The organism is Paraburkholderia sp. RL17-383-BIF-A (assembly GCF_046028015.1).
Classification (GTDB): domain Bacteria; phylum Pseudomonadota; class Gammaproteobacteria; order Burkholderiales; family Burkholderiaceae; genus Paraburkholderia.
Map to the genome: position 1 here is coordinate 206,311 of NZ_JARESR010000005.1, position 23,958 is coordinate 230,268.

Annotated in this window: 24 protein-coding genes; 9 read left to right on the forward strand and 15 right to left on the reverse strand. The window is 61.8% G+C overall.

Annotated elements, in window-relative coordinates; translation table 11 throughout:
* Window positions 1–51: 51 nt before the first annotated feature.
* The 5 genes from P0D71_RS08345 (at window position 52) to P0D71_RS08365 (ending at window position 5,822) form a co-directional block, all read left to right on the forward strand.
* Window positions 52–507 carry a hypothetical protein gene (locus tag P0D71_RS08345; protein WP_408479686.1) on the forward strand — a complete coding sequence of 152 codons (456 nt, stop codon included), beginning with the start codon at window positions 52–54 and terminating at the stop codon, window positions 505–507.
* A gap of 273 nt (window positions 508–780) precedes the next feature.
* Window positions 781–1,392, forward strand: coding sequence for a hypothetical protein (locus P0D71_RS08350; protein ID WP_408479687.1), 612 nt, complete (start codon window positions 781–783; stop codon window positions 1,390–1,392).
* 125 nt (window positions 1,393–1,517) lie between these two features.
* Window positions 1,518–3,803, forward strand: coding sequence for an SNF2-related protein (locus tag P0D71_RS08355; RefSeq protein ID WP_408479688.1), 2,286 nt, complete (start codon window positions 1,518–1,520; stop codon window positions 3,801–3,803).
* 134 nt (window positions 3,804–3,937) lie between these two features.
* On the forward strand, window positions 3,938–4,291 hold the full coding sequence (locus P0D71_RS08360; protein WP_408479689.1) for a DUF3085 domain-containing protein: 354 nt from the start codon (window positions 3,938–3,940) through the stop codon (window positions 4,289–4,291).
* 277 nt (window positions 4,292–4,568) lie between these two features.
* Window positions 4,569–5,822, forward strand: coding sequence for a carbon-nitrogen hydrolase family protein (locus P0D71_RS08365; protein WP_408479690.1), 1,254 nt, complete (start codon window positions 4,569–4,571; stop codon window positions 5,820–5,822).
* Window positions 5,823–5,830: 8 nt separating this feature from the next.
* Here P0D71_RS08365 and P0D71_RS08370 read toward each other — a convergent pair whose 3' ends face one another.
* Window positions 5,831–6,115, reverse strand: a complete 285-nt coding sequence (locus P0D71_RS08370) for an HU family DNA-binding protein (protein WP_408479691.1) — start codon at window positions 6,113–6,115, stop codon at window positions 5,831–5,833.
* Window positions 6,116–6,369: 254 nt separating this feature from the next.
* On the opposite strand from P0D71_RS08370, the gene P0D71_RS08375 reads away from it, so the two are divergent.
* The gene (locus tag P0D71_RS08375; protein WP_408479692.1) at window positions 6,370–6,948 is read left to right on the forward strand and encodes a hypothetical protein; all 579 of its coding nucleotides are present in this window, start codon (window positions 6,370–6,372) and stop codon (window positions 6,946–6,948) included.
* Here P0D71_RS08375 and P0D71_RS08380 read toward each other — a convergent pair.
* From P0D71_RS08380 to P0D71_RS08425, 10 genes are all read right to left on the reverse strand, one after another.
* Entirely contained in the window at window positions 6,861–7,343 is a 483-nt protein-coding gene (locus tag P0D71_RS08380; protein WP_408479693.1) for a hypothetical protein, read from the reverse strand. The genes P0D71_RS08375 and P0D71_RS08380 overlap by 88 nt on opposite strands.
* 330 nt (window positions 7,344–7,673) lie before the next feature.
* Window positions 7,674–8,243, reverse strand: a complete 570-nt coding sequence (locus P0D71_RS08385) for a single-stranded DNA-binding protein (protein ID WP_408479694.1) — start codon at window positions 8,241–8,243, stop codon at window positions 7,674–7,676.
* A 126-nt stretch (window positions 8,244–8,369) separates the two neighbouring features.
* Window positions 8,370–8,777, reverse strand: coding sequence for a hypothetical protein (locus P0D71_RS08390; protein ID WP_408479695.1), 408 nt, complete (start codon window positions 8,775–8,777; stop codon window positions 8,370–8,372).
* Window positions 8,778–8,871: 94 nt separating this feature from the next.
* Window positions 8,872–9,933, reverse strand: a complete 1,062-nt coding sequence (locus P0D71_RS08395) for a PFL_4669 family integrating conjugative element protein (RefSeq protein ID WP_408479696.1) — start codon at window positions 9,931–9,933, stop codon at window positions 8,872–8,874.
* 468 nt (window positions 9,934–10,401) lie between these two features.
* Window positions 10,402–11,928, reverse strand: a complete 1,527-nt coding sequence (locus P0D71_RS08400) for a hypothetical protein (protein ID WP_408479697.1) — start codon at window positions 11,926–11,928, stop codon at window positions 10,402–10,404.
* A complete protein-coding gene (locus tag P0D71_RS08405; protein ID WP_408479698.1) occupies window positions 11,925–12,419 on the reverse strand; it encodes a hypothetical protein in 495 nt (164 codons plus the stop codon). The genes P0D71_RS08400 and P0D71_RS08405 overlap by 4 nt, the downstream gene beginning before the upstream one ends.
* Window positions 12,412–13,077 (reverse strand): hypothetical protein, encoded by a 666-nt coding sequence (locus P0D71_RS08410; RefSeq protein WP_408479699.1) that lies wholly within the window; start codon window positions 13,075–13,077, stop codon window positions 12,412–12,414. The genes P0D71_RS08405 and P0D71_RS08410 overlap by 8 nt, the downstream gene beginning before the upstream one ends.
* On the reverse strand, window positions 13,074–14,840 hold the full coding sequence (locus P0D71_RS08415; protein ID WP_408479700.1) for a chromosome partitioning protein ParB: 1,767 nt from the start codon (window positions 14,838–14,840) through the stop codon (window positions 13,074–13,076). Before P0D71_RS08415 ends, P0D71_RS08410 begins: the two co-directional genes overlap by 4 nt.
* Window positions 14,837–15,712, reverse strand: coding sequence for a ParA family protein (locus P0D71_RS08420; protein WP_408479701.1), 876 nt, complete (start codon window positions 15,710–15,712; stop codon window positions 14,837–14,839). The genes P0D71_RS08415 and P0D71_RS08420 overlap by 4 nt, the downstream gene beginning before the upstream one ends.
* Window positions 15,713–15,746: 34 nt before the next feature.
* A complete protein-coding gene (locus P0D71_RS08425) occupies window positions 15,747–15,971 on the reverse strand; it encodes a helix-turn-helix transcriptional regulator (protein WP_408263430.1) in 225 nt (74 codons plus the stop codon).
* A gap of 130 nt (window positions 15,972–16,101) precedes the next feature.
* Here P0D71_RS08425 and P0D71_RS08430 point away from each other — a divergent pair, with 130 nt between their 5' ends.
* Window positions 16,102–16,554 (forward strand): helix-turn-helix domain-containing protein, encoded by a 453-nt coding sequence (locus tag P0D71_RS08430; protein ID WP_408263431.1) that lies wholly within the window; start codon window positions 16,102–16,104, stop codon window positions 16,552–16,554.
* Window positions 16,555–16,914: 360 nt separating this feature from the next.
* Here the strand turns inward: P0D71_RS08430 and P0D71_RS08435 are convergent, their stop codons facing one another.
* On the reverse strand, window positions 16,915–17,361 hold the full coding sequence (locus P0D71_RS08435) for an ACT domain-containing protein (protein ID WP_408263432.1): 447 nt from the start codon (window positions 17,359–17,361) through the stop codon (window positions 16,915–16,917).
* A gap of 212 nt (window positions 17,362–17,573) precedes the next feature.
* On the opposite strand from P0D71_RS08435, the gene P0D71_RS08440 reads away from it, so the two are divergent.
* Window positions 17,574–18,530 carry a fatty acid desaturase family protein gene (locus P0D71_RS08440; protein WP_408479702.1) on the forward strand — a complete coding sequence of 319 codons (957 nt, stop codon included), beginning with the start codon at window positions 17,574–17,576 and terminating at the stop codon, window positions 18,528–18,530.
* Window positions 18,531–19,787: an SLC5/6 family protein gene (locus P0D71_RS08445; RefSeq protein ID WP_408479703.1), complete on the forward strand. Its 1,257-nt coding sequence runs from the start codon at window positions 18,531–18,533 to the stop codon at window positions 19,785–19,787.
* Window positions 19,788–19,809: 22 nt separating this feature from the next.
* Here P0D71_RS08445 and P0D71_RS08450 read toward each other — a convergent pair whose 3' ends face one another.
* The 3 genes from P0D71_RS08450 to P0D71_RS08460 form a co-directional block, all read right to left on the reverse strand.
* Complete coding sequence (locus P0D71_RS08450; RefSeq protein ID WP_408263435.1) at window positions 19,810–20,697, reverse strand: HTH-type transcriptional regulator ArgP; 888 nt, start codon at window positions 20,695–20,697, stop codon at window positions 19,810–19,812.
* 440 nt (window positions 20,698–21,137) lie between these two features.
* Entirely contained in the window at window positions 21,138–22,046 is a 909-nt protein-coding gene (locus tag P0D71_RS08455) for an MBL fold metallo-hydrolase (RefSeq protein ID WP_408263436.1), read from the reverse strand.
* Between the two features lie 128 nt (window positions 22,047–22,174).
* Complete coding sequence (locus P0D71_RS08460; protein ID WP_408479704.1) at window positions 22,175–23,926, reverse strand: GMC family oxidoreductase; 1,752 nt, start codon at window positions 23,924–23,926, stop codon at window positions 22,175–22,177.
* Window positions 23,927–23,958 lie beyond the last annotated feature (32 nt).

The following is a 23,958-nucleotide window of genomic DNA, read 5'->3' on the forward strand; positions in this document are numbered from 1 at the left end:
GCGGGGCCCCGCCCCGCAGGAGCGGGGGCCCGTCTTCAACAGGAGAACAGCATGATGCCCCTGTCTGACGATACTGAAACAGCCCCGGGCCTGTATATGATTGGATACACCCTCGATTATTCGCACCGCGTCGTGGTGGGGGTCCGGGCAGCCAGCGCCGACGAGGCCTGCCGCCACGCACACGCAGCGTTCGATATCGGCACATTGTGGGATGACACGCCCGACATGCCGCTGCTCTACGACGATTACGAAGAACTCGATGGACAGACGCTTCGTTTCGATGCCACGGCCGTCGTCGCGTGGCCAGTCGCACACGCGTCGGCACGCATGGCCCAGGTGCATGCGGCGGCCGACCGCCTGCTGGCATTTGCCCGGCTGGTCGACAACCGTCTGCCTGCTGCATCACCGATCGAGGCGTGGCACGCCGAAGCGCTGGTGTCCACAACGCTCACCGCCGGACAGGTACGCGAGCTTCGCGCCTTGCTGACGAAGTTGGCCCGTTGCTGATTCGGTAGCCGGTTGCTTCCCATTACGCGTCCCTTCCATGGGACGCTTTCCCGGAACGTTCGAGTGGACGCGCCAGGAAAGCGTTTCCCGCTGGTCTGCCGGCAGCAGACCCGTCGCCGTCCGTCACGCGGCACCTTTAGCGGTCAACCAGCAGCCTCCTTCCGGCGCCTTCGTCTGCGCGGCTGCGGCTTTCCCCAGAAAGCCCGGAATTTCCTTCAACCCGCCCGGGTCTGCGCCCGGTGGGTGCAGCGGGTGTTCATTCAGGAGCCCCACATGCTGTATCCCATCAAGGAACTGCAGGACATCTTCGTCGATGCCTGCGTACGTGCTCCCGACGGCGAGCTCGCCTTCGTTTCCGTCTTCGGCCGCGACGGCGCCGTTCAGCAACTGTATGCCTCGCTGCACCTAGGCATCCAGGAAGGCGGCATCCGTCAGATCACGCTCATCAACCCCGACACCAGCCAGGTGATTGCCGCTGTTCCCATTGGCGATCCGAGACGGCTGGATAAATACAGCGGTCGTCTGCCGAAGGAAAACCTGTTCGGCAACCTGGTCCACACGTGGATCTATGACGAAGCACTTCTCACCCCGTCGAAGGCGACAGGTTCGGCATGGATGCTGGTTGACCGGGACACCCAGGCCCACGACGAAGCATCGCTGGAGGAGCGGTCCTGGTCATTGATCGAACAGCTCAGCCCTATCCCACTGTTGCCGCACTGGCGTTCGCTCGTGCTCGGCATGCTCGGTGACCAGCTCGTGAGCCATCTCGACCAGACTCCGCATGCCTGCATCGGACGCATCCACGCGTCCCGGATCACGCTGCCTGATTCGTTCAGTGAGGCCATCTCCCGTTTCGTCGGTTGCGGCTCGCTCAGCCTGGACTGAATCCGCTCGCTGCATGAACGCCGATCGTCGCTTACGCGACGGCCGGTGTCGCTTCATCACTTCATCAACCCGCGGGGCACCGATCCCGACGGGGACAGGTGCGCCGCCTCTCCTGGAGACGCATCATGGAAAATCTGCAACCCCCACCTGTCGATCAGGACGCGATACCGGACGATCCATCCGGTGGCGACGTGATCGCCCTGCCGGAATTCATCTCGAATTTCGGCAAAGGCCTGCTCGATGCCGTACGTCAGCAAAACCCCTCCATCTACAACGGACGGTGTGACGCGCGCTGGGACGCGCTGCTCGATGAGCTCTCGCGACAGCCGTTTCCCGCCCAGCGCGAGGTCATTCATGCCATCACGACGCTGCTCACCCAGCACGCGCCTGGCGGCGTCATCAACGGCGAAATGGGTACGGGCAAGACACTGATGGGTATCGGTGTGGCCGTCCTGCTTCATCACTGTGGCTATCCGCGCACACTGGTCATTGCACCACCGCATCTGGTCTACAAGTGGCGTCGGGAAATCAAGGCAACGGTCCCCGGCGCTCGGGTCTGGATCCTCAATGGCCCGGACACGTTGCGCAAGTTGCTCCAGCTCCGCGTCATGCGGATGAGGCCGGAAGTACCGGAGTTTTTCATTCTCGGCCGCGTGCGCATGCGCATGGGGTTCGACTGGAAACCTGCCTTCGCACGCCGCATCGCCACACTCGACATGGAGACCGATGCGATCACCCGTGTCTTTGCCTGCTGCCCGTCCTGTGGCGAATTCGTTGTCGACGAGGATGGCAATCCGCTGACACCTATGCTCGCCCGATCTGCACTCAACGAAAAGCGCCGCGCATGCAGTTGCGGTGAGCGGCTGTGGACCCTGGCTCCGAAAGGACAAGGCACGCGGTCGATGCGCGAACTCGTGAAGGCTGCGCTGCTTCAGATGCCGACCGTGGGCGACAAGACAGCGGAGCGGCTGCTTTCCCGCTTCGGCGAATCCATGCTCGCCGACATGCTTCAGGACAACCTCTACGAGTTCATCAACCTGATGGACGACCAGGGTGAGCTGATCTTCTCCGACCGGCAGGCGCGCCGCATGGAACGTGCGCTGGCGCATACGGAGATCTCTTTCGGACAGGGCGGCTATCAGGCATCCGAGTTCATCAAACGCTATCTCCCCCAGGGCTACTTCGGTCTGCTTATCGCGGACGAAGGTCACGAATACAAGAATGAAAACTCAGCCCAGGGACAGGCCATGGGCGTCCTGGCCCGAAAGGCATCGAGAACACTGCTGCTCACCGGCACACTCATGGGCGGCTACGCGGACGACCTGTATCACCTGCTCTACCGCCTGAACCCGAACATGCTGATCGAAGACGGGTTCAATTACAACAGTAACGGTTCGATGGCTGCGGCCACGATGGCATTCATGCGCGAGCATGGCGTGCTCATCGACATTCACAAGCAGGTCGATGAAGGTTCTCACCGCACTGCAAAGGGCGACCGGAAAAGCGTCTCGACGGTGAAAGGCCCAGGCTTCGGCCCCAAGGGCATCATGCGTTACGTCGTGCCGTATACGGCGTTCCTGAAGCTCTCGCAGATCGGCCAGAACGTTTTGCCTCCCTACGACGAATCCCTGCTGCCGGTCGCGCTGACCGAGGACATGGCGGCGGCATACCGGACACTCGAATCGACGCTGACCTCAGAGTTACGCGCCGCACTGCGTTGTGGCGACAAGAGCCTGCTCGGTGTAGTGCTCAACGCGCTGCTCGCATGGCCGGAATGCTGCTTCCGGCCGGAAATCGTGCGTCATCCTCGTACGAAGCGGATTCTCGCCAGCGTGCCCGCCCTGCTGCGCGACGACCAGCCTGGTCCCAAGGAAGCTGAACTACTGGGTCTCGTCCGCGGTGAACTGCTGAACCGCCGGCGCACGCTGGTTTACACGACCTATACCGGCACGCGCGACACGTCGATCCGGCTTAAAAATCTCTTCGATGCAGTCGGCGTAAAGGCATCGGTTCTTCGCGCAAGCGTCGCCGCCGAGAAACGTGAGGACTGGGTCGCCGATCAGCTCGAGCGCGGTGCCGAGGTCATCATCACCAATCCCGAACTGGTCAAGACGGGACTCGACCTGCTCGAATTCCCGACCATCGCCTTCCTTCAGTCCGGCTACAACGTATACACGCTTCAACAGGCAGCACGACGAAGCTGGCGCATTGGCCAGACCCTCGACGTCACGGTGCGGTTCCTCGGGTATGAAGGCACAGCGCAGATGCGATGCCTGAAGCTCATGGCCCGGAAGATCGCCGTTTCGCAATCTACCTCCGGCGACATGCCGGAATCCGGTCTCGACATCCTGAACCAGGGTGGAGAGAGCATCGAAGTCGCGCTTGCGCGACAACTGGTGAATCAGGAGTAGCCCGGCCTGACTCGCATCGCCGGTCACCGCTGATCCTCACAGCAATCAACGCCATTGACCGCGAAGCTGACGCCCTGTTCCAGTGTCGGGACCGCGGCTTCGCACATTCCGTAAACTACCTGGAGGTATCAATCATGATTCAGTTTCTCGCCTCGGATTTACATCCGGTCATTGTCGAAGCCCGCGCGCACGGCTGCCGCATCGTTCTCGTCAAGGACCAGGGTGTCTACATGATGTCGGAGAAAAGCGACGCCCCGGGAAGCGGCAGCCCGCGAACCATCGCGTACGCCGTCGGATGCAATCCCGAGACGACACCTTTCGACGAATGGTGGGACCGAGCACGCGACGAATTCGGCGGCGACGACTTTGCCGAGTATTTCGGGCACGACGACGCCATATTCGATCGCGTCGTAGCCGACGGCTGCAATCTGGAAATCACGGCAGACGCCAGTCATCTGTACGTGGATGCAGTCAAGCCCGACGCGTAACGTAATCCGGCCACCCGAGCCGTTGCATCATCCACCATCCGCACAGCCCCTGTCTCGCAAGCGCAGGGGCTTTTCATTTGCAGATCGGGCATCAGGCATGTCTTACCGCCGACCGGGAACGACTAACATATCAACAGGCAGGTGAACGCACTTCAGACCCTGTCTCAACTTGATCAAGTCCCATATCAAGTCCCATCGGGCAATCAGCAGCGCGCGTCACCTACAGGGGTGTCCGTCATGTAACCGACACCCGCCCACTATTGCGTTGCTGACCATCATGCATAAATCTCAATCCCGACTGTTGCTCGGGACCGTTGGAGCGATTCACAACGGCTCACACCGCCTGCTGGCGTTCGGTGCGGGCATCATCATCGCGCTCCTGGCCTGGTACCCTGGAAGCTACCCCATCACTCTTCTCGCCCTTCCCGCCCTATGGTCCAGGCTGCCGAACAGGGTCGCCGCATTCACGCTCTGGACAACCTACTATCTTGTAGGAGCCCGCGACATACCAGTGGTCTGTGAGCGGTTCTTCGTCGGCCATCAGGAACTCAGCGCTGGCATGGCCGTCACTCAGGGCACCGCTTTCTGGTTACTGCAGGCCGCGGTCCTCGCGCTTCCCTGGACGATACTCAAACCAGAACGTACAGCATCCGGCTTCAGCTACGCATGTCGGGCGTCGCTGGCTACACTGATCGTGACGGCTCCGCCGCTCGGCATCATTGGATGGCTGTCGCCGATTCACGTGGCAGGCACCCTGTATCCTGGCTGGCGAATCACTGGCATGAGTCTTGGACTCGCAGCACTGTGTACCGCTTCCGTACGGTCTCGCGAGTCCGCAACCTGGGTCACATGTGCCACCGTCCTCGCCGGACTTTCCCTCTACGCGCACTGGCAGGAACCCCATCGGTCGCCTCCAACCAGATGGTTCTCCGTTGATACCACGCTTGGACGCTTCGACCAATCCAGCTACCAGTCAATCTATGCGCAGACCCTGCAGCTTCAATCGATCGTCCGGCGCTCGTTCGCAGACGGAGCAAGCGTGGTCATCTTGCCGGAAGAGATCGCCGGTCTGTGGCGTCCCGCGATGAAATTGTGGTGGCACGCCGACATTGACCGCATGCGTGCCGCCGGACAGACACTCGTGCTCGGGATGGACCTGACGGTGAAAGCCAGCCCCCTCCGGTACACCGACAGTACGGTGATCACTGGCGCCGAACGCGGCCGGCTCGACAGCCGGCAGCCGGTCCCGGTCGCCCTGTGGCGACCCGGAGGACGGATCAGTGCCATCAGGGGAGATATCAACCAGCCGTATGTGATGATCGCCGGCCACCGCGCCGCGATGTCACTATGCTTTGAGGACCTGCTCTGGTGGCCGCACTGGCGCACGCTGCTGGACAAACCAGACGTGATCGTCAGCCAGTCGAACGGATGGTTCGATTCCGATCTCGCACTCGCTAACATCCAGCGGCAGAGCATCGAAGCCGTGGCGCGCCTGGCGGGTGCACCGCTGCTGCGCGCCACAAACAGGTAACCGGCTCGTTATTTCCCGGTGCCGTTCACCGCATCCTTGAATGCCTTGCCAGCCGTGAACTTCACCGTATTCGCAGCAGCAATCCTGATCTCTTCGCCGGTTGACGGATTGCGGCCCGTACGGGCTGCCCGCTTGCCTTGGCTAAACGAGCCAAAACCGATCAGCTGTACCGTATCGCCCTTGGCAACAGCCTTGGTGATGGCACCAATCACGGCGTCGATAGCCTCTCCACTAATCGCCTTGCTCGCACCCGTTGCAGATGCGACGGCGTCAATCAGTTCCTGCTTGTTCATGAAATGCATCCTCTGTCGATAAATAAGATTGACTGCTACATTCCCAATATGTGGCTACCCGAGCGGCAGCGGCCGCAGGGCAACCCGCGTACCGTACCGCATACGCGGTTCACCGCACAAGACCTGCCGACCACAGCTGGCCGCCCAGCACACCGGTCTCGCGGGGAATGGGTATCGTGATCTTCCCGACATCGCTAAAAGCTGTCGTAAAATCGCGGCGTTCACCCGCCCCTGCTCGCCGACCGCACGACCGTATGTCCCAATCTGCCCACAGCCGCAAGCGTCGCAGCCCCCGCTATTCGCGCGAGCTGCTTCTGCCCCTTCCTCTCGCGGCGACCCGTGCGCGCTCGCTCAAGTTTCACGCCTATCTGACCACCGTCCGCAAGGGATTTGGCTCGACCGAACATCTGGTCGAACTGGCAAGCGTCATGTACGTCTCCTGGTTTCTGCAACGCGCCGGATACGGAGACCTTCCGCTCGAAGAATTTCACGCTGCCGAACAGTATATGGAAATCGCCAACAGACGAGGTGCATTGGAAAATCTCTGGTGCCTGGATGAAGACGGATACCCGTTCTTCGAACACATCCTGCAACTCCATGATCGCCAGCTCGATACGGCGCCGGCTTACGCCATCGTTCAAGCGGAAGGCGATTTGCGCGACTTCATCAACGGCACTGCACCGTCACCATTGCCGCCGCTAACATCGGCCCAGGCCGGTGGAGCGACGCGGACCCCGTATGGTCACTACCCATGTGCCTGCACCGCGACTCCATCAACGTCCCGTAACGTGGCGCGGCACCCGTCGCGAAACGCCGAGCATCCCCAGAAATAACCGCGCGAACCCTTGATCCGTCGCATCGGAGCGCCACACGCCGGACACGTGACGGCCGCTACTGTCATCGATACCGCTTGCCCTCCGCCATTCTTGCCGCATTGCGCCTTGATGCGCACCACCAGTTGCCGTAACCAGACCGTACTGTCCTCGACCAGCAGATTGCAGACATGCCGGAACACGTCGACCATCCGGTCCACGTATTCACGCGGTGTCCGCTCAAGCCCGAGTTCGTGCTGCCTGTTGGGAGCGTCCTCCGGCAGATACGAGCGCAGCCCGTAGTAAGGCGGGCTGGTCACCACGGTGTGTGCCTGCACCCCGTCGGCTGCCATGCGTGCCATCAGCAACCGGCAGTCCCCAAAGTGGCAGGCGTCGATCCAGCGTTTCGCGGTCATGGGAACACCTCGCCAGTGAGGCCGCATGCCACCCACCGCCAGGTCCGCGCGCACAACGCTCCGTCAGGACACCGGATCTCGATCTGCAGCAGACGTCCCAGCGGGCCGCCAGCGCGCCAGACGTGGATATGCCAACCGTGAAACCGTGCGGAATACGCGCGCCTCCGGGACGCGGTCGCGCCCTCGGCCACCAGGGCCCGCAACATCCTGAGTTCCGCCGCGTCCGGCCATGCCGGACACACCACGTACGTGAGTTCCACGTCTTCCTCCGCCAGGATAGCCGCGCACAGTACATATCGACCCACCGTGCGCGTGGAATGAAAACGTGGACTATCGTGCGGCGGTACCGGTGCCACGGCGCGAACGCCGGCCGGCAGCCTGTCCCTGTGCGCCGGTACCGTCGCCCCCGCCGCCCTGGGGCGGTTCGTCTCCAGCCTGTGCGGTGGACTCCCGTGATCCAGCATCGACACCGGCCGCTGGATCGTCCGCTGCTCCCTCCGATGCCGGATCGGCGCCTTCGCGTGGCTGGCGCGGGCGATAGACCACCTGATCGATACGCACGAGATTCAGCGAAATGGATTCCGCGTCGATATGCGCGCCGGCGTCCGCCTCGTTGTCGCGGTTGATCCAGGGGCTGACATGGAAGTCGCCCCGCACGACGACGCTTGCGCCCGTGCGGATGTGCTGGAGGACGCGTTCAGTGAGACGCTCGTTCCAGATCGTCACGTCGACGGGGAACGTGCGCCCGTCACGCTGCTCCAGCGTCCCGTCGTCGAGGCGCCGGTAGCTCGCGGACATCACTCGTAACTCGACGATGCGCCGCGTGCCACCGGCCGTGTTGACCTGTTTCATCGTCGGCGACGCCAGCACGTTGCCGACCAGTTCTGCATAGATACCCATTGCGGACTCCGTTCATGGACAAGGAAAACCCCTGTACTACGAACGCGCTGTCCATTCCATGCTGCTGTATATGGCCGCTCTGCGGCAGCCTGGTGTTGCCTGATACGTCATCAGCAGTTGCGGCGATCAGTCCTCGCGATGCCGGATCTTCACGGTGCCGTGGTCAAGGTACATGGCGATCTGGCTCGCCGCATAGCGGAAGACCGATTCGAGGGCGTTGAGATCACGCGATCGCGCGTCGCATTGCTGCAGGTATGCGCGCAGCGGCGCCGGCATGCGGCCGAAACCGGACTGCACCCGTGCATACGGCACCGCATGCGGCTCCCCGCGCAGGAACCAGTCAAGCCGGTGTCGCGTTGCGCCGCTTGCCAACGCAATGCGCGCGCATCTCAGCGACGCATCAAGGCCCGCTTCGCTGCTCTCGTGCGCCAGCGCCTGCATCTGCGCGACGGTGTCGTCGAGCCAGCTCTCGTACGAACGCAGCAGCACGCGAAAGGCGCTGCGTCCGGCCACCTGGGCGACGGGCAGCGACACGGTGCTATCCCCCTTACCCTTAAAGGCCTTTGAACGTCGATCCAGAGGCGGAAACCGGTTCGTCATTGCCGCAGTCCTCATGTCGAAGTCAATGTCACTGGACCAGCGCCGCTGCCGCAGCTTCCGGCACGGCGTCGTCGCCGGACAACGGCACACTGTCGAGCAGGCGCAGTTCCGCATCCGACAGGCGGCTCACGCGCCGCCGGCTGTGCCGCGGCTGCCGTTCGCCGGTGAAGATGTCGCGCGGGATCACACCAAGCAACGCCCTCGCCGCCTCGACACGACGCGTTGCGGCAGTGTCCGCCCCCGGCAGGAAGTCGTGGCGCGCAAGCGGCAGCAGCTCGGGCCGGGTGAGCACGCGCTGGCAGTTCACCGCGAAATGAAACACCGACAGGCAACGATGGCGCGCGGAACCGATCCGCCGCTGTCCGTCTCCTGATGCAAGCAGATCGCGCAGCATGGCCGAGCGAATCACCCGCACCAGGTAATCGAGTTCGACGAGCAGCATGACGACCATGTAGCCATACGGCGACGTGAAACCCAGCGACACGCTCGCCGGTTCGCGCGACTGCAGGATCGTGTAGTCGAGGCCCTTCTGCCGTGCCGCATCGAGCAAACCGTTCGCGTGTTGCAGTTCGAGTTCTCCCGCGCGCCGGATGCCGGCGATGCGCTCCGCGATCTCGACAAGCTTCCAGTCCGCGTACGGATTGTCGTTGCCGGACACGGACCACAGCGCACGAAGCGCAGCGGCGACGCGCCGGCCGCCTGCCATCGGGTGCCCTGTTTCACCGGGCGTCACGGTGCGCCCGAGAAACAGCCGCATGGCATCGCGCGTATGCAGGTGCATGCGGTCACCGCCCTCGCTCGTGAGCTGCCCGATGCGCGTGATCTCCAGCGCCTGCGCGGTCGACACGAGCGGGTCGGCAGACTGTCGCAATGCGTCTCGCGCCTGCGCACCACGCAGCGCTTCCTCGCGCTCGAGGAAAAGCTGGTAGCGCCCGAACAGCGGATCGGCCGGGTCCGGGTCATCGGCCTCGACAAGCTGCGCCAGCATGCGGCGCTCCGCCTCGATGTCGTAGCCGTCGGGAAACGGGGACGTCGTCGAGCGCGCAAAGGCGTCAAGGGACACGTCGGCCGGGGTTGTCTCGTTGCTCATGGGAGGTTCCTCCTCACCGGAATCAAGCGGTCTGGCACAGCGGTCCGGCTGGCTTCCCGACGTGTTACCCCGGGTAACAGCCGCGCCTGATGGATAGCCGGTACGCGCACGACGCCCTGTGGCGTGTTACCCCGGGTAACACGGTGCCGCGATCGCGGACGATGCCCACCACGAAATCGCCGTGTTACCCGGGGTAACACGGTGTATGGCCAGGCTACCCGCTGCCCGACAACGCAGTGCCTCGCGGTTGTCCCACCGCTACCCGGGGTAACACGTCGGGTTGACGCCGCGTGCCTCAATCGCTGAACCTGCGGTGTTACCCCGGGTAACACGGCCACGCGCAGTCGTGGACAGTGCCGGACTGGCCCACCGGCGATGCTGTTACCCAGGGTAACAGGCGGTCGAGCTACCGAAGCCGGCGTGTTACCCGGAGTAACACGCCATGGGGCGGGTGCGGAAACGGTCGGATCACGCATGGCAGACTCCGGTGCTACCGCAGCCGAGCTGTGCACGCAGGCTGGCAAGATGGGCGCGGGCAATCTCGGGAGGCGTGACGCGCGCGTCGCCTGGGCACGTATCGCGACGGTGGCGTCCTGATCGCCGGCGAGCCTCGGCTACACGGTGCCCCCGCGCGGGCACAAACTCACCGGCCAGATACCGGCGCACGAGCTCGCCGATGTAGGCGACGGGAAAGCGGACTGTCTGACGCCGATGGCCCGCAGCCATCTCGTCGAGCAACAGTTGCCGGTCATGCGCCGGAATCCTGGCCAGGTACTGGCTGACCGGTCCGCGCTCGGCTGGACTGACCACCGGGGGCCACACCAGCACACCAGCGCCGGGCTGCGCCCCGTCTTCATCGCCACCATCCGGGAAACCCACCCCCACATCCGGCCGGCCGTCTCCGAGCATGCGCAGCCATCCTGACGTGATCGCACCGGTGGTGGTTGTAGTCGAATATGTAATCCTCGTATACGCGCGCGCGTTGGGATCGTACGTTTGCCGCCAACGGTAACGGATCAAACCCGCCGACGGTAACAGCGCACACCGTGCGGCCCCCGGTTGGCGAATTCTGGTTGGCGAAATTCCGATGGCGGCAGGACCGCGTATCACGCTTTCAACGGGCGAAGAAGCAACGCGCACCGCCGCGTTACCCCGAGTAACAGGAGACTCGATGTCCAACAGGCGCGGCAAGCCATCGGCGGGAGCTTCGTCGGCGCGCGCGAGCTTACGGGCTGGCGAGAGGCGCGCAGTGCGCGTGGCATGTTCGTCCAGCAGCGCGTGCAACCGCACGGGATCGATCTGGCTCCACAGGCGCGTCCCCCGTCCCGCGTATCTCACCTCGCGCAGCACGCCCATCTGCCGAAGCCGCCGCTTCGCATTGTCGAGTTGACGCCGGTTGATGCCGGTCGTGCGGTTCCACTCCCACGCCGTCAGCGAAAACCAGATGCCCTGGCGGTCGGCCGTTTGCCGCTGCACCTGGATCATGCGCGAGAGCACGAGGCCCGCAGCGAAGCTGCCGGTGAGGTCAACCAGCGCGCGCCTGAACGGCACCACTGGCCCGAGCAGTTCCCTTGCTGCCGATTCGTCCTCGCGCATCGCCTCGATGCTCATCGGCAGACGGCGGACGAACGTACAGCAGCCATCGATCAGTTCGGACATAAGCGGGACGTTGATCCTGTAATGCAGGCAGGCGGGTCGCCCGCCTCGCCACTCCGACACCAGGTTCAGGTTGCGCAGACGCGCGCGGGCGCCCTCCTGCTCATCGCGCGAAAGGCCCGTCTCGATACGCCAGTGCTCGCGCGTCTTGTGGATCCAGCCACCGTTGTCGCCGACGTCCCGTCCACGTCGCGTCCAGTACACCATCTGCGAGAGCAGCATGGCGTCCTTGGGATGACCGGTGATGCGTGCGAGACGCGTGCCGAACGCAATCGGGCGAAAAGGCTTCAGGCGCAGCCACAGGTCCTCGAAGTGGTTCAGGTAGTCGGCTGCGCTCATGACCGGTCTCCCGGTACCACGGCGGGTTCGGTCGCCGACGGCTCATCAGGCCGCTTTGGTGGCCACGGAATGCCGGCGGTACGTTCCTGCGCGCGGCGCTTGATCAGCGCGAGCAATTCCTGCCAGCAGATTCGGAACCCATCCGCCTGCGTGTCGCGCGGGCAATGCTCGATGAGTCGCTGATCGAGCAGCAGACGAAGCGCTGTAACCTGCTGAGCGGCCGGAAGTGAAATACGTCGCTCGATGTCTTCCGGTGAGACGGTGATCCAGGCACCAGGGACCGTCGTCTCGCTTTCGATCGCCGAGAGTTCGGTCAGCAATGCACCGGCCACGAAATCCTCGCACGCCTCAACGAAACACCGGTCGATGGTGATCGGCGCGTCGAGCATCGACAGCAGCATATGGGTCTGTGCGGGAGGCAGGCCCGGTGAATCGTCCCACGTCTTGCCAGGTAGCAGATTTCCTTCGGGGTCAACACGCATGTCAAACATCGCACGGCTCCTTGCTCGTCGTTGAAGACAGACAGTCAGAAGCGCGCTGCTCCGGCCCGGCGTCGAGCGCGGAGAAAATCGTGGCCAGTGTGTACCGGCCATCGTAGTAATCGTGAATGGTGAGATAACGCTCGCGGACGTCCTGTATCTTCGAGCGGCTCCGCCACGCATCCATCAACGCATCGAGGTCCGTGCCCACCAGTACTCGTGGCTTGACGGGTGCCGCAACGACAAGTTGCTGCCGCAACTGCGTCACCTTCGCGCGCGTCGCGGTGCGGAAAAACCGGCGGATCATCGGCAGGCTTGCCCGCGCCCGTACAAAACCAGTGAGCAGCGACTCGTCACGCCACTGGCGCTCGATCAGTTCGCACCGACGAACCAGAAGATCCCCGTCCAGTAAAAGCCGTATTGCGCCCGAGGCAATCAGGTCATCGATCTGTTGCGTCACACGTGGATCGCCCAGTACCCGGGCGACAACAGGTGGAACAGCGGGTGAGGACCCGCGATCTCCGCCCCTCAATGTTTCACATGAAACTTTGTTATCCTTATCGTTCAGGACAGTCCAATGCGTTTCACTGCGGGTGACACTTGCGACGAGAAGCAACAACGTCATGTGTTGCAGCGGGGAATATGGCAGTGGCAGAAGATGCTCATTCATCGACGCTCTCCCCTGCGCAACAGTTCGTCGGCATCCAGTTCGGTCCATCGCGGCGGCTGGAAACGCTCAGGATGGCGCGCGCGGAACCTGCGGGCGATCCCGACCAGCTCCAGATAGCGGCCGCCGATCTCGCTGGCCGGGTTCAGGGCCGTGTCAAAGAAAAGGTCAAACCGGTCGGCAAGCAGCGGCTCACCGATGTGGGTATCACACGCATGCGACCAGGGCTCCTCGCTGCCCGTGATCTCGCCGAACCGCGTGCCGGCCGGAAGATGCGCGAGGCCACACGGCGTGTTCTGCCGCGACAGGTTGACGAGCCACCACCAGCCCACGTAGCGCCGGAACCCCTCCTCATGCTGTCTGGCCTGCGTGTCAAGGGGCGGGTCCGTCTGCGTCGGGTCTGGCAGATCGACCATAAACCCGTACGGCAATTCCGGTGCATCGTGCAACGTGCTCTCGAGACCGCACAGGGCCGCGAAAGATTTGATGTCCCGATGCAGGGTAACAAGATCGTCCCCGGCATGAATCTCGACGGAGGATACGACCACGCCGGGTACCCGGACATCGGCATCGTCGATCTCCCCATTGCGTGCACCAGCGCAATCATCCCCGGCAACGGCAGTTGGAGTTTGCGCGTCTGCGCGAGTGGAAAAAGTCGACCGGGGTACCGCCTGCGGTTCATCACCACCCGCACCATCCCGTCCCTGCTGCGAGTTATCGACCTGACCTGATATTGCACTGGCGGCGAGCGCGCGTGCCGTCGTCAGCAACGCACCGGCGTCGCCCACCGGCCGACCTGCCAGTTCGCGCAGTCGGTCCGGTGAAATTTCAGGCTCACGCGCCAGCAGCGCGAGCATCGGTTTCACGGCCGCCGCCGGCGCGCCCAGTGCTTCTGCGCAACGTCGCTGCAGGCTCATCACGAGCGCTTCAGCGTCCAATGGACGTTCCTGGGCAGAACCCCATGCAGGTTCTGCCTTCAGCCCGAGACTGAACTGTTCCAATCCAACGTTGACCACCTCATGCTGCAGCCAGTCGTCGTCGTGTCCGAAGCGCCGGACAAGTCGGGTCATTGCACCCATCGCAGGCTGGATCACGTCGACCACGTTGCGGCGGCTGAGCAGCACCGTTGCAGGACCGAGCATGGCCAGACGCTGCGTTGCGAACTGGAACAGCGACAGCAGCACGTGGCTGACCGGCGCACCGTCTTCTGCGAGCAGGCGGGCGAATTCGCGCAACGACAGCGCGCCGCCCCTCTCCTGCTCAAGATCGGCCTTCAGCGCGAGATATCCGGCAGCCTTGTCCCAGAAACACAGGTCTGCCCGCTGCTCGTTTTCGCGTAGATGCGCCGCCAGCAGCTTTGCTTCGCCAGGATAGGGAATGTACAGGAAGTCGCGATACAGAAACTCGGGAGCCTGCGTCTCCGCGTAGAGCGCCTGGGCCGCCGTCAGCCGCGAGTTACCGCCTTTGGCGACCACGTAATGCGCGTCCGACGGTCGCCGCGTGACCGTCACGATCTGCTCGATGCCGTTGACGCGGATCGACTCCCTCAGTTCAACGATACGGTCCGGCGAAGCCCGCCGGGGATTTTGCTCGTAAGTCGCGACCTCTGTCACCTTCAGCCGGATGGTCGATACCAGCGCGGCTTCGCCGGTACGCGGCCCTGGCGCTTCGACACCAATCCGGTCTACGGCAAGTGCAACCGCGCCTTCAGCAACGTCACCGTCCTGCCCGGTGCGCCGGATATCGACCTGTGACAGCCCGTTCATGCCACGCGCTCCAGCGACACGTCATCCCTCGTTGCAGGACGGCCTGTGGTGCTGCCATCGATGTACTGGCCATGGCGCGACGGAAAGAGCTCCCAGGCGAGCTGATGCATGATGTTCCATGCGGAGCGTGAAAACACCCGGCGCCGGTCATATTCGTGCACCGGCACGCGTGACATCGCTGCCCCCGCATAAGCGGCGGCCGACGGAATCACAGTGTCGAGTACGCGGACCCGTGGATATCCGGTAAAGCGCTCGCGCACCGCCTGCGTCAGCACCCGCGCGTTGACGGTCCGTTCATGCGCGTTGATCAGCACGTGAAGGTCGCCGGACCGGAACGACGTGCCAAAATCCGCGAGACGGTTCAGTTCATCGAGCATAGATAGCGTGCCGGACGCAAACTCACCCGCACTCAGCGCGTCGGGCTTGACGGGGGACACCATGTAGTCTGCTGCCATCGCAGCGGATTTCTGCAATTCCCCCACTGCACCCTGTGTATCGATCAGCACGACATCGTACGACTCAAGCACTGGACTGCGCATCGCCCTGCGCATGATCATCAGGCGGTCCTCACGGCGGTTCAACCACGACTGCAGTCCCGCGTCTGCAGTGTCCGAGTAGATGAGGTCCAGTTTCGAGAAGATCGTGCGGCTGATGCAGTCCGCGGACGGATTGCCGCCGGAGGTCACCACGGCAGTCAGACCACGCGGTGAACGGTAATGGACGGGAAAATACCGGCTTAGACTCGGCTGGACGTCTGCATCGATCGCGAGGACCTTCAAGCCGAAGGCTGCGAGCAGGCCGCCCAGATTAGCGGCAACGGTCGTCTTACCGACGCCGCCCTTGGTGGAGACAAAAGAGATAACGACCGGCACGGTGAATGTTCCGTTGCAACGTCATGCTGTGAAGTCAGGATCTGGTTGTCTGAGCTGGATGGTGGCTCGTCTCATCGAAATCATCGGAACGCGCGAGCTGCGATGCGATCCACTTCTCGTACTCGTCCGCAGGGAAAAGGCGTCGGCGGCCGATGCGGATCGACGGGGGCATGGGCTGCCCGAGCGTCAACCGGTTACGCGCGGTGGCAGGTGCGATATGCAACTCGCGCGCAATTTCCTCCAGTGTGTAGAACCGCATCTGCCAGAGCCTCCGCGATACGCAACCTGTCCAGCGTTATCTTCCTCCGTCCAGGTACGTCCAGCTTTGTCCAATACTCAATGGTGCCTATAATCAAGGCACAAAATCACTCTAGGAATATGGGGCAAACATGTCAAGCATCAGTGATCGTGGCGACTATCATGAACGTATCGCGCAGGTGCGCGAGTACTTCGCACTATCGCAGGAGAAAATGGCTGAGCGTCTCGGCGCGTCGCTTCGCGCGTACGCCAACTACGAGCGCGGCGAGCGCTCGATTCCCATCGAACTGGTGCGCGCGCTGTATGAACAGTTCTCGGTCGATCCCGTGTGGTTACTTACCGGCAATGGACCAATGATCCTTGATCCTGACGTACGCTACCGCCTTCAACAGCGCGTACTCGACCGCGTCGTCGCCGCAGTCGATCGCATCGAGAACAGACTGGGAAAATCCCTCGACGCAAACCGAAAGTCACGACTTATCGGACTCCTTTATGAGCAGTCCCAGCTACTCGCTCAGGTAGCCGAAGCTTCATTGGACGATGCGTTACTCACCACGATGCTACGGTCGCGACCGCGCCGCTAGAACCGACACCGCCATCATCCGCACATTTCGCTAATCGGGCAGAAGAAGAATTAAACGCTGGTTATAAAATGCCGCACATCGTTAATCTTCAGACATGGCGTTCATCATGTTGCCATCTATTTTCTGATAACCACTGGGGGGAGAGGAACCCATGGGCCGACTCGAAGATGTACGTGCCGAACTTGAGCAGCTTGAAAGGGAAATCGTGTCGGACATTGAGACCACGCGAGGAAGCCCGCGGATTACCGCCTCACCACCTCCCCAGGGCCACGTCAGCGTTCAGATATTCCCTCCCGATACCGCGCTGGGACCGTGGCGCGTCGAAGTAACCGTCTGCCAGGGAAGCCGACCAGACAACAATTAGCCCGCGGCTTTGTTGTTGTCCGCCTGAAGTTCGCGGCGTGCCCTGCTGCGCAGACGGGTTAGCACCCGCATTGCTTCGCATGCGCGTTGCTCCGGAACAAGAAGGTGATCGTGATAATAGGCAGCAACGGCGTTACACGGAATACAAGCATGTGCAAGCTCCGCAGCAATGGTCGCGATGAATCCGACCGCATCCAGGCTCGAATGGATATCCAGCGTGATCAGGGTTGCCTCGAATTCATATGCCAGTTCCAGGCGCTTTGCCGCGGATTTTTCGATGACTAACGTCAGACCTTCCCGTTCGCGGAACACAAGAAGCGCCTCCTGGTTGCCGATTCCGTCGGGAACGACAAAATCCGGTAGACAACAGTAGACGCACGTCGAACTAGCGCGCCTTGGTTGCAGGCTCGCACAAAGCGTCGCGACGTCACATTCTCCGCGCATGGGACTCCCCCTTTCGCATAGCCTACGTCGAACAGGCCCGAAGATAGCAACCGTTCAACAAAACTAAGCGCCGTCTAAATTTCCTATTTTCACTTCTCCGCGTACTGTCCTTTCCTATGATGATCTCCGTGACATTCTTGCTCTCGCGAACGGTCGGAATGTCACGTGGTTACGCGGAAGCCTGCCATGACCATGCACGGTGAGGTCAGCCCATGGACAAGCCGAATCTAAATTCCTCCGTGATTGCGGACCAGAATGCGCTGCGCGATATGCTGTGGGCGGCCGGCCTGGATTTGCGTGCGCTCCAGCGTCCAAACGTCGGACGCGTGTTTGCCGATATAGGCTTCGACTGGGCCAGTATTGTCTTCATGGTGTTCGCCGTTCACCGGACAGGGTGGTGGCTGGGTCCGATTGCGGTCATGTGGGTTGGGAACAGACAACGCGCACTCGGAAACCTGCTACACGATGCAGGCCATCGAAACCTTGCGCTTTCGTCCCGGGTCAACGATCTGATTGCGCGTATCTTTCTGGCACCGGCGCTCTGCAACAGCCTTGCTGTCTATCGAGAGTTGCATGCTCGCCACCATGCGTGGCTTGGCGACTCCAGACGGGATCCAGACTACATTGCGACTGAGCACGAGGGCGAAAGCCGGCCATGGTGGAAGCACTACCTTCGCGTCCTATGCTCCAGGAAAGCATGGCTGGGTTCGCTGTTGGGACATCTTTACGCGTCCGCTGCTACGCGTCTGCAGCGCGCTGCTATCCTGCTCTGGTGGACAGCCTTGCTGACAACGATCGCGCTCGCCGCCGCCCCCGGGTGCGCGATCACGTTGATCGCGATCTGGATCATCGCCCGAGCAACGTCGTTCCATCTCGTCACGACCTTCCGGGAGATGTCCGATCATTTCGGCCTTCAGCCTGGTGGCATATTCAGCTTCACTCGTGATGTCTCGGCCTCAGATCTATGGTCCCTGGTCATCCACCCCCGCAGTAATGGATATCACCTGACACACCATCTGATACCGTCTATCCCCTATCATCGACTTGCGACGGCACACGGGATTTTCCGGACGCTTCCCGGCTTTGCAGGCCTCGCCTCAATTTCCGACGCGTACTTTCGCGGAGATGGCGCGGTCGTGCGAGCCTGGACCACTACCGACGAGGCCTGAATGATCGTCCAACAAGAGCTTGGCCCGCTAGGGGTCGCGACGCTTCTGGTATCGGCCAGCTGCGGCATCGGATTTCTCTTCGGCTCGGGCGAGATGGCCTTGCGTGAAGGAATGGCTGGCAGCCTCTACCCGTTGGCCACCGCGGGCGGCATGGTGGTGCTCGCGTTCCTGGCGCGCCCGCTGTGGCTCCGGGGGCAACCAATCTGGGGCACTTTCGGACGTGCCTACGGCGCAAAGGTCGGAAACGGCATCGCCGTGCTCTCTCTGATCTGGATGACGGGTGTACTGGCGGCACAGATCAAAGGGGGCGTCGCGATTGCGACGTTGTGTGGCTTGCCGCACGGCGTCGCATTGGCGGTAATCCTCGCGCTTGTGCTAACGGCCACATCGCTCAGGCTCGGCGTTGCCGCAACAATCTTTGCAGGTTGCCTGCTCGCCAGTAACCTGGTCCTGCTATACGTCGTCATTCACTCGAACGGACTTGGCATCTACACCAACGCCATCCCCAAACTCGCACAAGATACCCGAAAACTGCAACCGTTCGACGTCGTAACGACGGTCGTCGCGGTGACATTTCTCGTTGTCACAGGCGCCGACTATCAGCAGTTCATCATCGCCGCGCGTCGCCCCAGGGACGCGTACCTCGGCACAATCCTGGCAGCAGTCATCCTCTTTGCGACGGGATTTCTTCCGGCTAGCGCCGTGCTCGCGAATCAGGCCAGCCTGCGCGGAGCTGGAACCACGGATACCGCGCAGGTCATTCCATTTTTGTTGTCGCAATCCGCCGCTCCGGGCGGGCACAACGCAGAGTTCGCGATGCTGGCAATTCTCCTTGCTGCCGCGCTAGGCTCGGCCGCGGCGGTCACGCGCGCCATGGTCGACGCCCTCTCGGCAGTTGCTGGGTCCCCGTCGTTGCTGCGTCGGCCCATCGGTTCTATCGTCATTCTTGGCACAGGCGGAACAGTAGCCGCAGCTAACCATCCAATGGTTGAAACAATTGTGTCGATGAACATCGCGTACGTCGCGTCGGTCGGTGCTTTATTTATCCTGCACGAGGTGGAGGCTCCCATATCGCCTCGCAGCGCGTGGTCAATGGGCATCGCCGGACTATCGACCTCGATGGGACTCCAGATGGTCCGGTGGTTCGACTTGGTCACGCTACCATCGGTCACTCCGCTCGTTGCAGGCCTGTCAGCATCTGTGGTCACTGGTGTGATCAGCGAGCTGATTCGCCTTCGCCCCATCCAGCTAAAATGAGGCGCCCGCAGTGCCGATCATCCTACGTCGCTTGTATGAGTGCGGCGCGCGCCGCATTCATCACGATTTCGCTGATCCCAGCCATCGGCTGTAGCTCTGACTTCCAGTGATGCCAGTACAACTCCACGTCCAGCGCCTGCGATGGTGTGAGGTCCACCAGCACACCGTTCCCGATAAGTGGTGCAGCCTGAAGTGACGGCACAAGTCCATAACCAATTCCCCCCACGATCGCGCCAAGCAACGCCACAGGTGAAGGGAAGTAGTGTTTCACATATCGGCCGACCCGAAGGCCAAAGAACGAGTTCAGAAACGTGTCGTGCAAGGCATCCTTCCGGTTGAAAAGGATGGCGGTAGACTTCAACACCGCCGGAACCGTGAACCCGTCCATAAAGTACCGGTGCTTGAAGGTCGGCGTCGCGACACACTGGTAGCGCATGCAGCCGACAGGCTTGGCAATAAAGCCGACCAGAGGATCCGATTGAGTTGCGATGGCGCCCATAACATCGCCCCGGGCTAACGCGCCCAGCGTATGGTCCTGATCGTCCACCATAAGTTCTAGCGCGATATGATGCCTCGCGAGCTCCCAGGCGACCGGCTCGAACCAAGTCGCAAGCGAGTCTGCGTTGACCGCCAGCGGAAACGAGACGGGAGGAAACTGATCCGGTCGGATCGACTGAAGGGTATCTTCCTCAAGTAACCTCAGCGCCACGATGTGTCGCAACATCGCTTCACCAGCACGCGTCGGTGTGACTGCCCCTTCCCGCATCAGCAACATGCATCCGACGTGCTCCTCAAGAGCCTTAATCCGCTGCGAAACCGCGCCCGGGGTAATGTTCAGGACGGATGCCGCTCCTCGGAAGCTCCCGTGCTCGATAACTGCAGCCAGCGTTTCCAGTTGTTGACGATCCACAACATGTCTCCCGGGCATATCGTATGAAAAGCACCATGCGTTCTGTAGGGAAACTGGTGGCCATCAAACGATCACATGTCCCGCACGTCCCTTCGATGTCCCCGACACGTACCTGCATCCGCTAGCAATCACCCTCCGTGGCGCGAATGCGCTTCTCGACTGTAGGCCGCAAGTCGCGTGCATGACGGAATAGCTGCCCAGCCTAAATGGCTCGTTGCGTGTCGCAGTCACGGCAACCAAGAGCCGCCGCGCAAGGCGCACTGTGGCTATCGAAACGCGCCCGGCGAATCACGTACCGTTCGGCCGGTCGACACTACCGCTTGAAACTGAGCTGGCGACACCAGTTCGAGCAGCCGCCGAACAACACTCGAATTTGGCCCTATGCAAACTTGGCTGGATTCAACGCGTTTCGTTTAGAAAGAGTCGTTGAAGGCGCGTCCTCATCGGCGGTGCGCCGCCACTGCAGTGGACTGCCACGACGGCCGTGGGACATCCAGGTATTCGTACCTATACGCCCCCTTATGCCGACAGACCCGGCCGCCCGAAACGCCAGAAAAATGAGCAGGAAAAAAGACCGTGGAACTATCAGCGTATTTCTCGAAGAGTTCACTTCGCGTACGGCCCGCCAATGGGGAATCGTGGTCACCAAAGAATCGCGTTTCAGGACGGACCAGCTCAAGAGGATGGTGAAACACATCACCGGAGAAGATCACCTTGTGGTCGTCGCACTGCGCATGAACAATACAGCTACCTGGCGTATGCCCCGGCGCACCCTGCAACCACACTCCGCTACCCAGCTCATGTTCGATGACATGATCCGTTTCAACCAGATCGGCCAGGCCATGCTCGACAACCGGTAGAATGCTGTCTTCGAACGCCGCCCGGTTCAGCGTGTCTGAATAGCGGCTCTCAAAAAATTCATAGTCGGTCCGGGTGAACAGATATCGCGCGTTGGGAAATGTCGGAACCCACTTCCCGTCAGCCAGTTGCGTGTTCCAGCCAACGTGGTCGAAATGCAGGTGCGTGCACAATACAAGGTCGATATCAGCCGGCGAAAGTCCCACTTCCTGCAGTCTTGCCAGGTATGGGGTGTCGAGCCTGTTGCAGAAGGGAAGCTCCCGCGTCTTGTGATTGCCATTGCAACTGTCAATCAGGATATTCTTGCCGTTCACGCGCAGCACGTAACTCTGAAACGGCATATGGATCTTCGCGAGAGAAAGATCCTCGTTCATGCCCTCGTCCCAGTACCATTCGCGCAGGCGGCGCACGTCTTCTCCGTTGATGTCGGGCAGCGCGAACGACAAGGGCATGTACACGGATTCGAGCTCCGGAATCTTGTCTATCGTCATGTGGCCCATCCTGAAATTCACCATGCTTCCCCTCAGAAAACGTCGATTGTGTCCAATACGCCGCCTGCACCATCGCGTGAGCACGGATACCCGGCCCCATCCGGCCTCACGTGGGCGACCTCGCGCCTCTACCGCGCATATGCCAGAACGCCCGCCGGGAGCATGCCCGGCCGGGTATCGTTGAGAATGGCATCCGATATCTTCTCCGCGCACATCATCGTCGGCAGATTGGTGTTTGCGCGGGGGACCGTTGGAAATATTGATGCATCGGCTACGCGAAGTCCCGATACGCCGTAAACGCGACCTGCAGGATCCGTCACCGCCATAGGATCGTCTGCCCGGCCCATGCGCGCGGAACACGACGCATGCCACGCGCCGATCGCGGTCTTTCGAACAAATGCTTCGAGACGCTCATCACTGTCCATCAGGCTCGCCAGATCGAACTGATCGATGACCATATTGTTGATGATGTACCGACGGATCGCATTAGGGCCGTCAAGCAGCATGCGCGCGAAGCCCGTCACCAGCCTGTTCCTGGCAGTGACTGCTCCGTACTGAAGGACGCGATCGGTATAGGACGCCGGGAACACTTCGCCACACACCGCTCTGAGTGGCGGCAACGCATGGATTTCGACCATGCGGCGGAATCCGTCCATCAGGCGCTGGGCGTCGCGCTGATTGGACAGGAGATTAAAGTCAACGAGAGGAGCATCCGCGAAGTGCGGGCTCGCAAGCCTGATTTCGCCGCTGTCAGATTCCGTACCGTTGACCAGCAGCGCCATCGCCCCGATCTGGCTACCGACCGGGTGCCATGCGGTTCTGCTCACGACCCCCACAGACATATCGCTGGGACGATCGCCAATACCCGACGTATAGCGCAAGCCCACCTGCATATGGCGCCGGGTGTGATGATTCATCCGCGCTTCAGGTTTCACAAAGCAGCCGACCGCAATCGCCGGGTGATCCATGAGCCGGCGCCCGACACCGGGCCGGTCTGCCAGAACGGGAATACCGAGGTCCTGCAGGTGGTGCGCTGGCCCGATGCCCGCACGTAGTAGATGAGCCGGGGAATAGATCGCCCCTGAGCACAGGATCACTTCGCGCGCGCGAATGGATGTCGGAGCGCCATCGACCAGCGCTTCGACACCAACGCATACTTTTCCTTCGAAACGAAGGGCCGTTACGGGTGTTCCGGTCATGATGCGCAGGTTCGTGCGTGCGCGCACCGAACCATCCAGATAAGTCGTCGCCGCTGAAACACGGCGCTCATCGCGATTGGATATTGCCATGGAAAAATACCCATCCCGAAACTCGCCGTTCTGATCGGGGAGGTAACGGTATCCGGCCATTTCGAATGACTGTGCCGCGGCACGCGCGTGTCCACACCAGTGCTCACGCGGGATACGGCGAATGGCGATAGGACCATCCTTGCCATGAAGGGGGCCGTCGAAATCGAGATCGGTCTCCAGCTTCCTGAAGTAGGGAAGAACCGCATCCCAATTCCAGCCGGCCGCACCCAACCGCACCCATTCATCGTAATCATCGGGCGCGCCGCGGTTCGCAGCCTGCCCGTTTATCGTCGAGCCACCGCCGAGCACGCGCGGCTGAATGTACTTCCTGCGTGGTAATGGCTGCGTCGGATACCCTGCCTGCGCCGGTGGCGCGCCCTGCGTTGTGACGCTGAGATCTGGCCAGTGAAATCGTGGATTGTTGAACGCCAGGCCAACGTACGTATCGTCCACGTCCGGTGGAACCTGCCCTTCCACGATATCAGGTCCAGCCTCAAGCAAAAGCACCCTGTTCGTCGGAGATGTGGACAACCGGTTCGCGACTATGCAACCAGCCGAACCGCCGCCCACGACGATGTAATCAAATTCCACATTCCACTCCATCAAATATCTCTCGTCTGGCC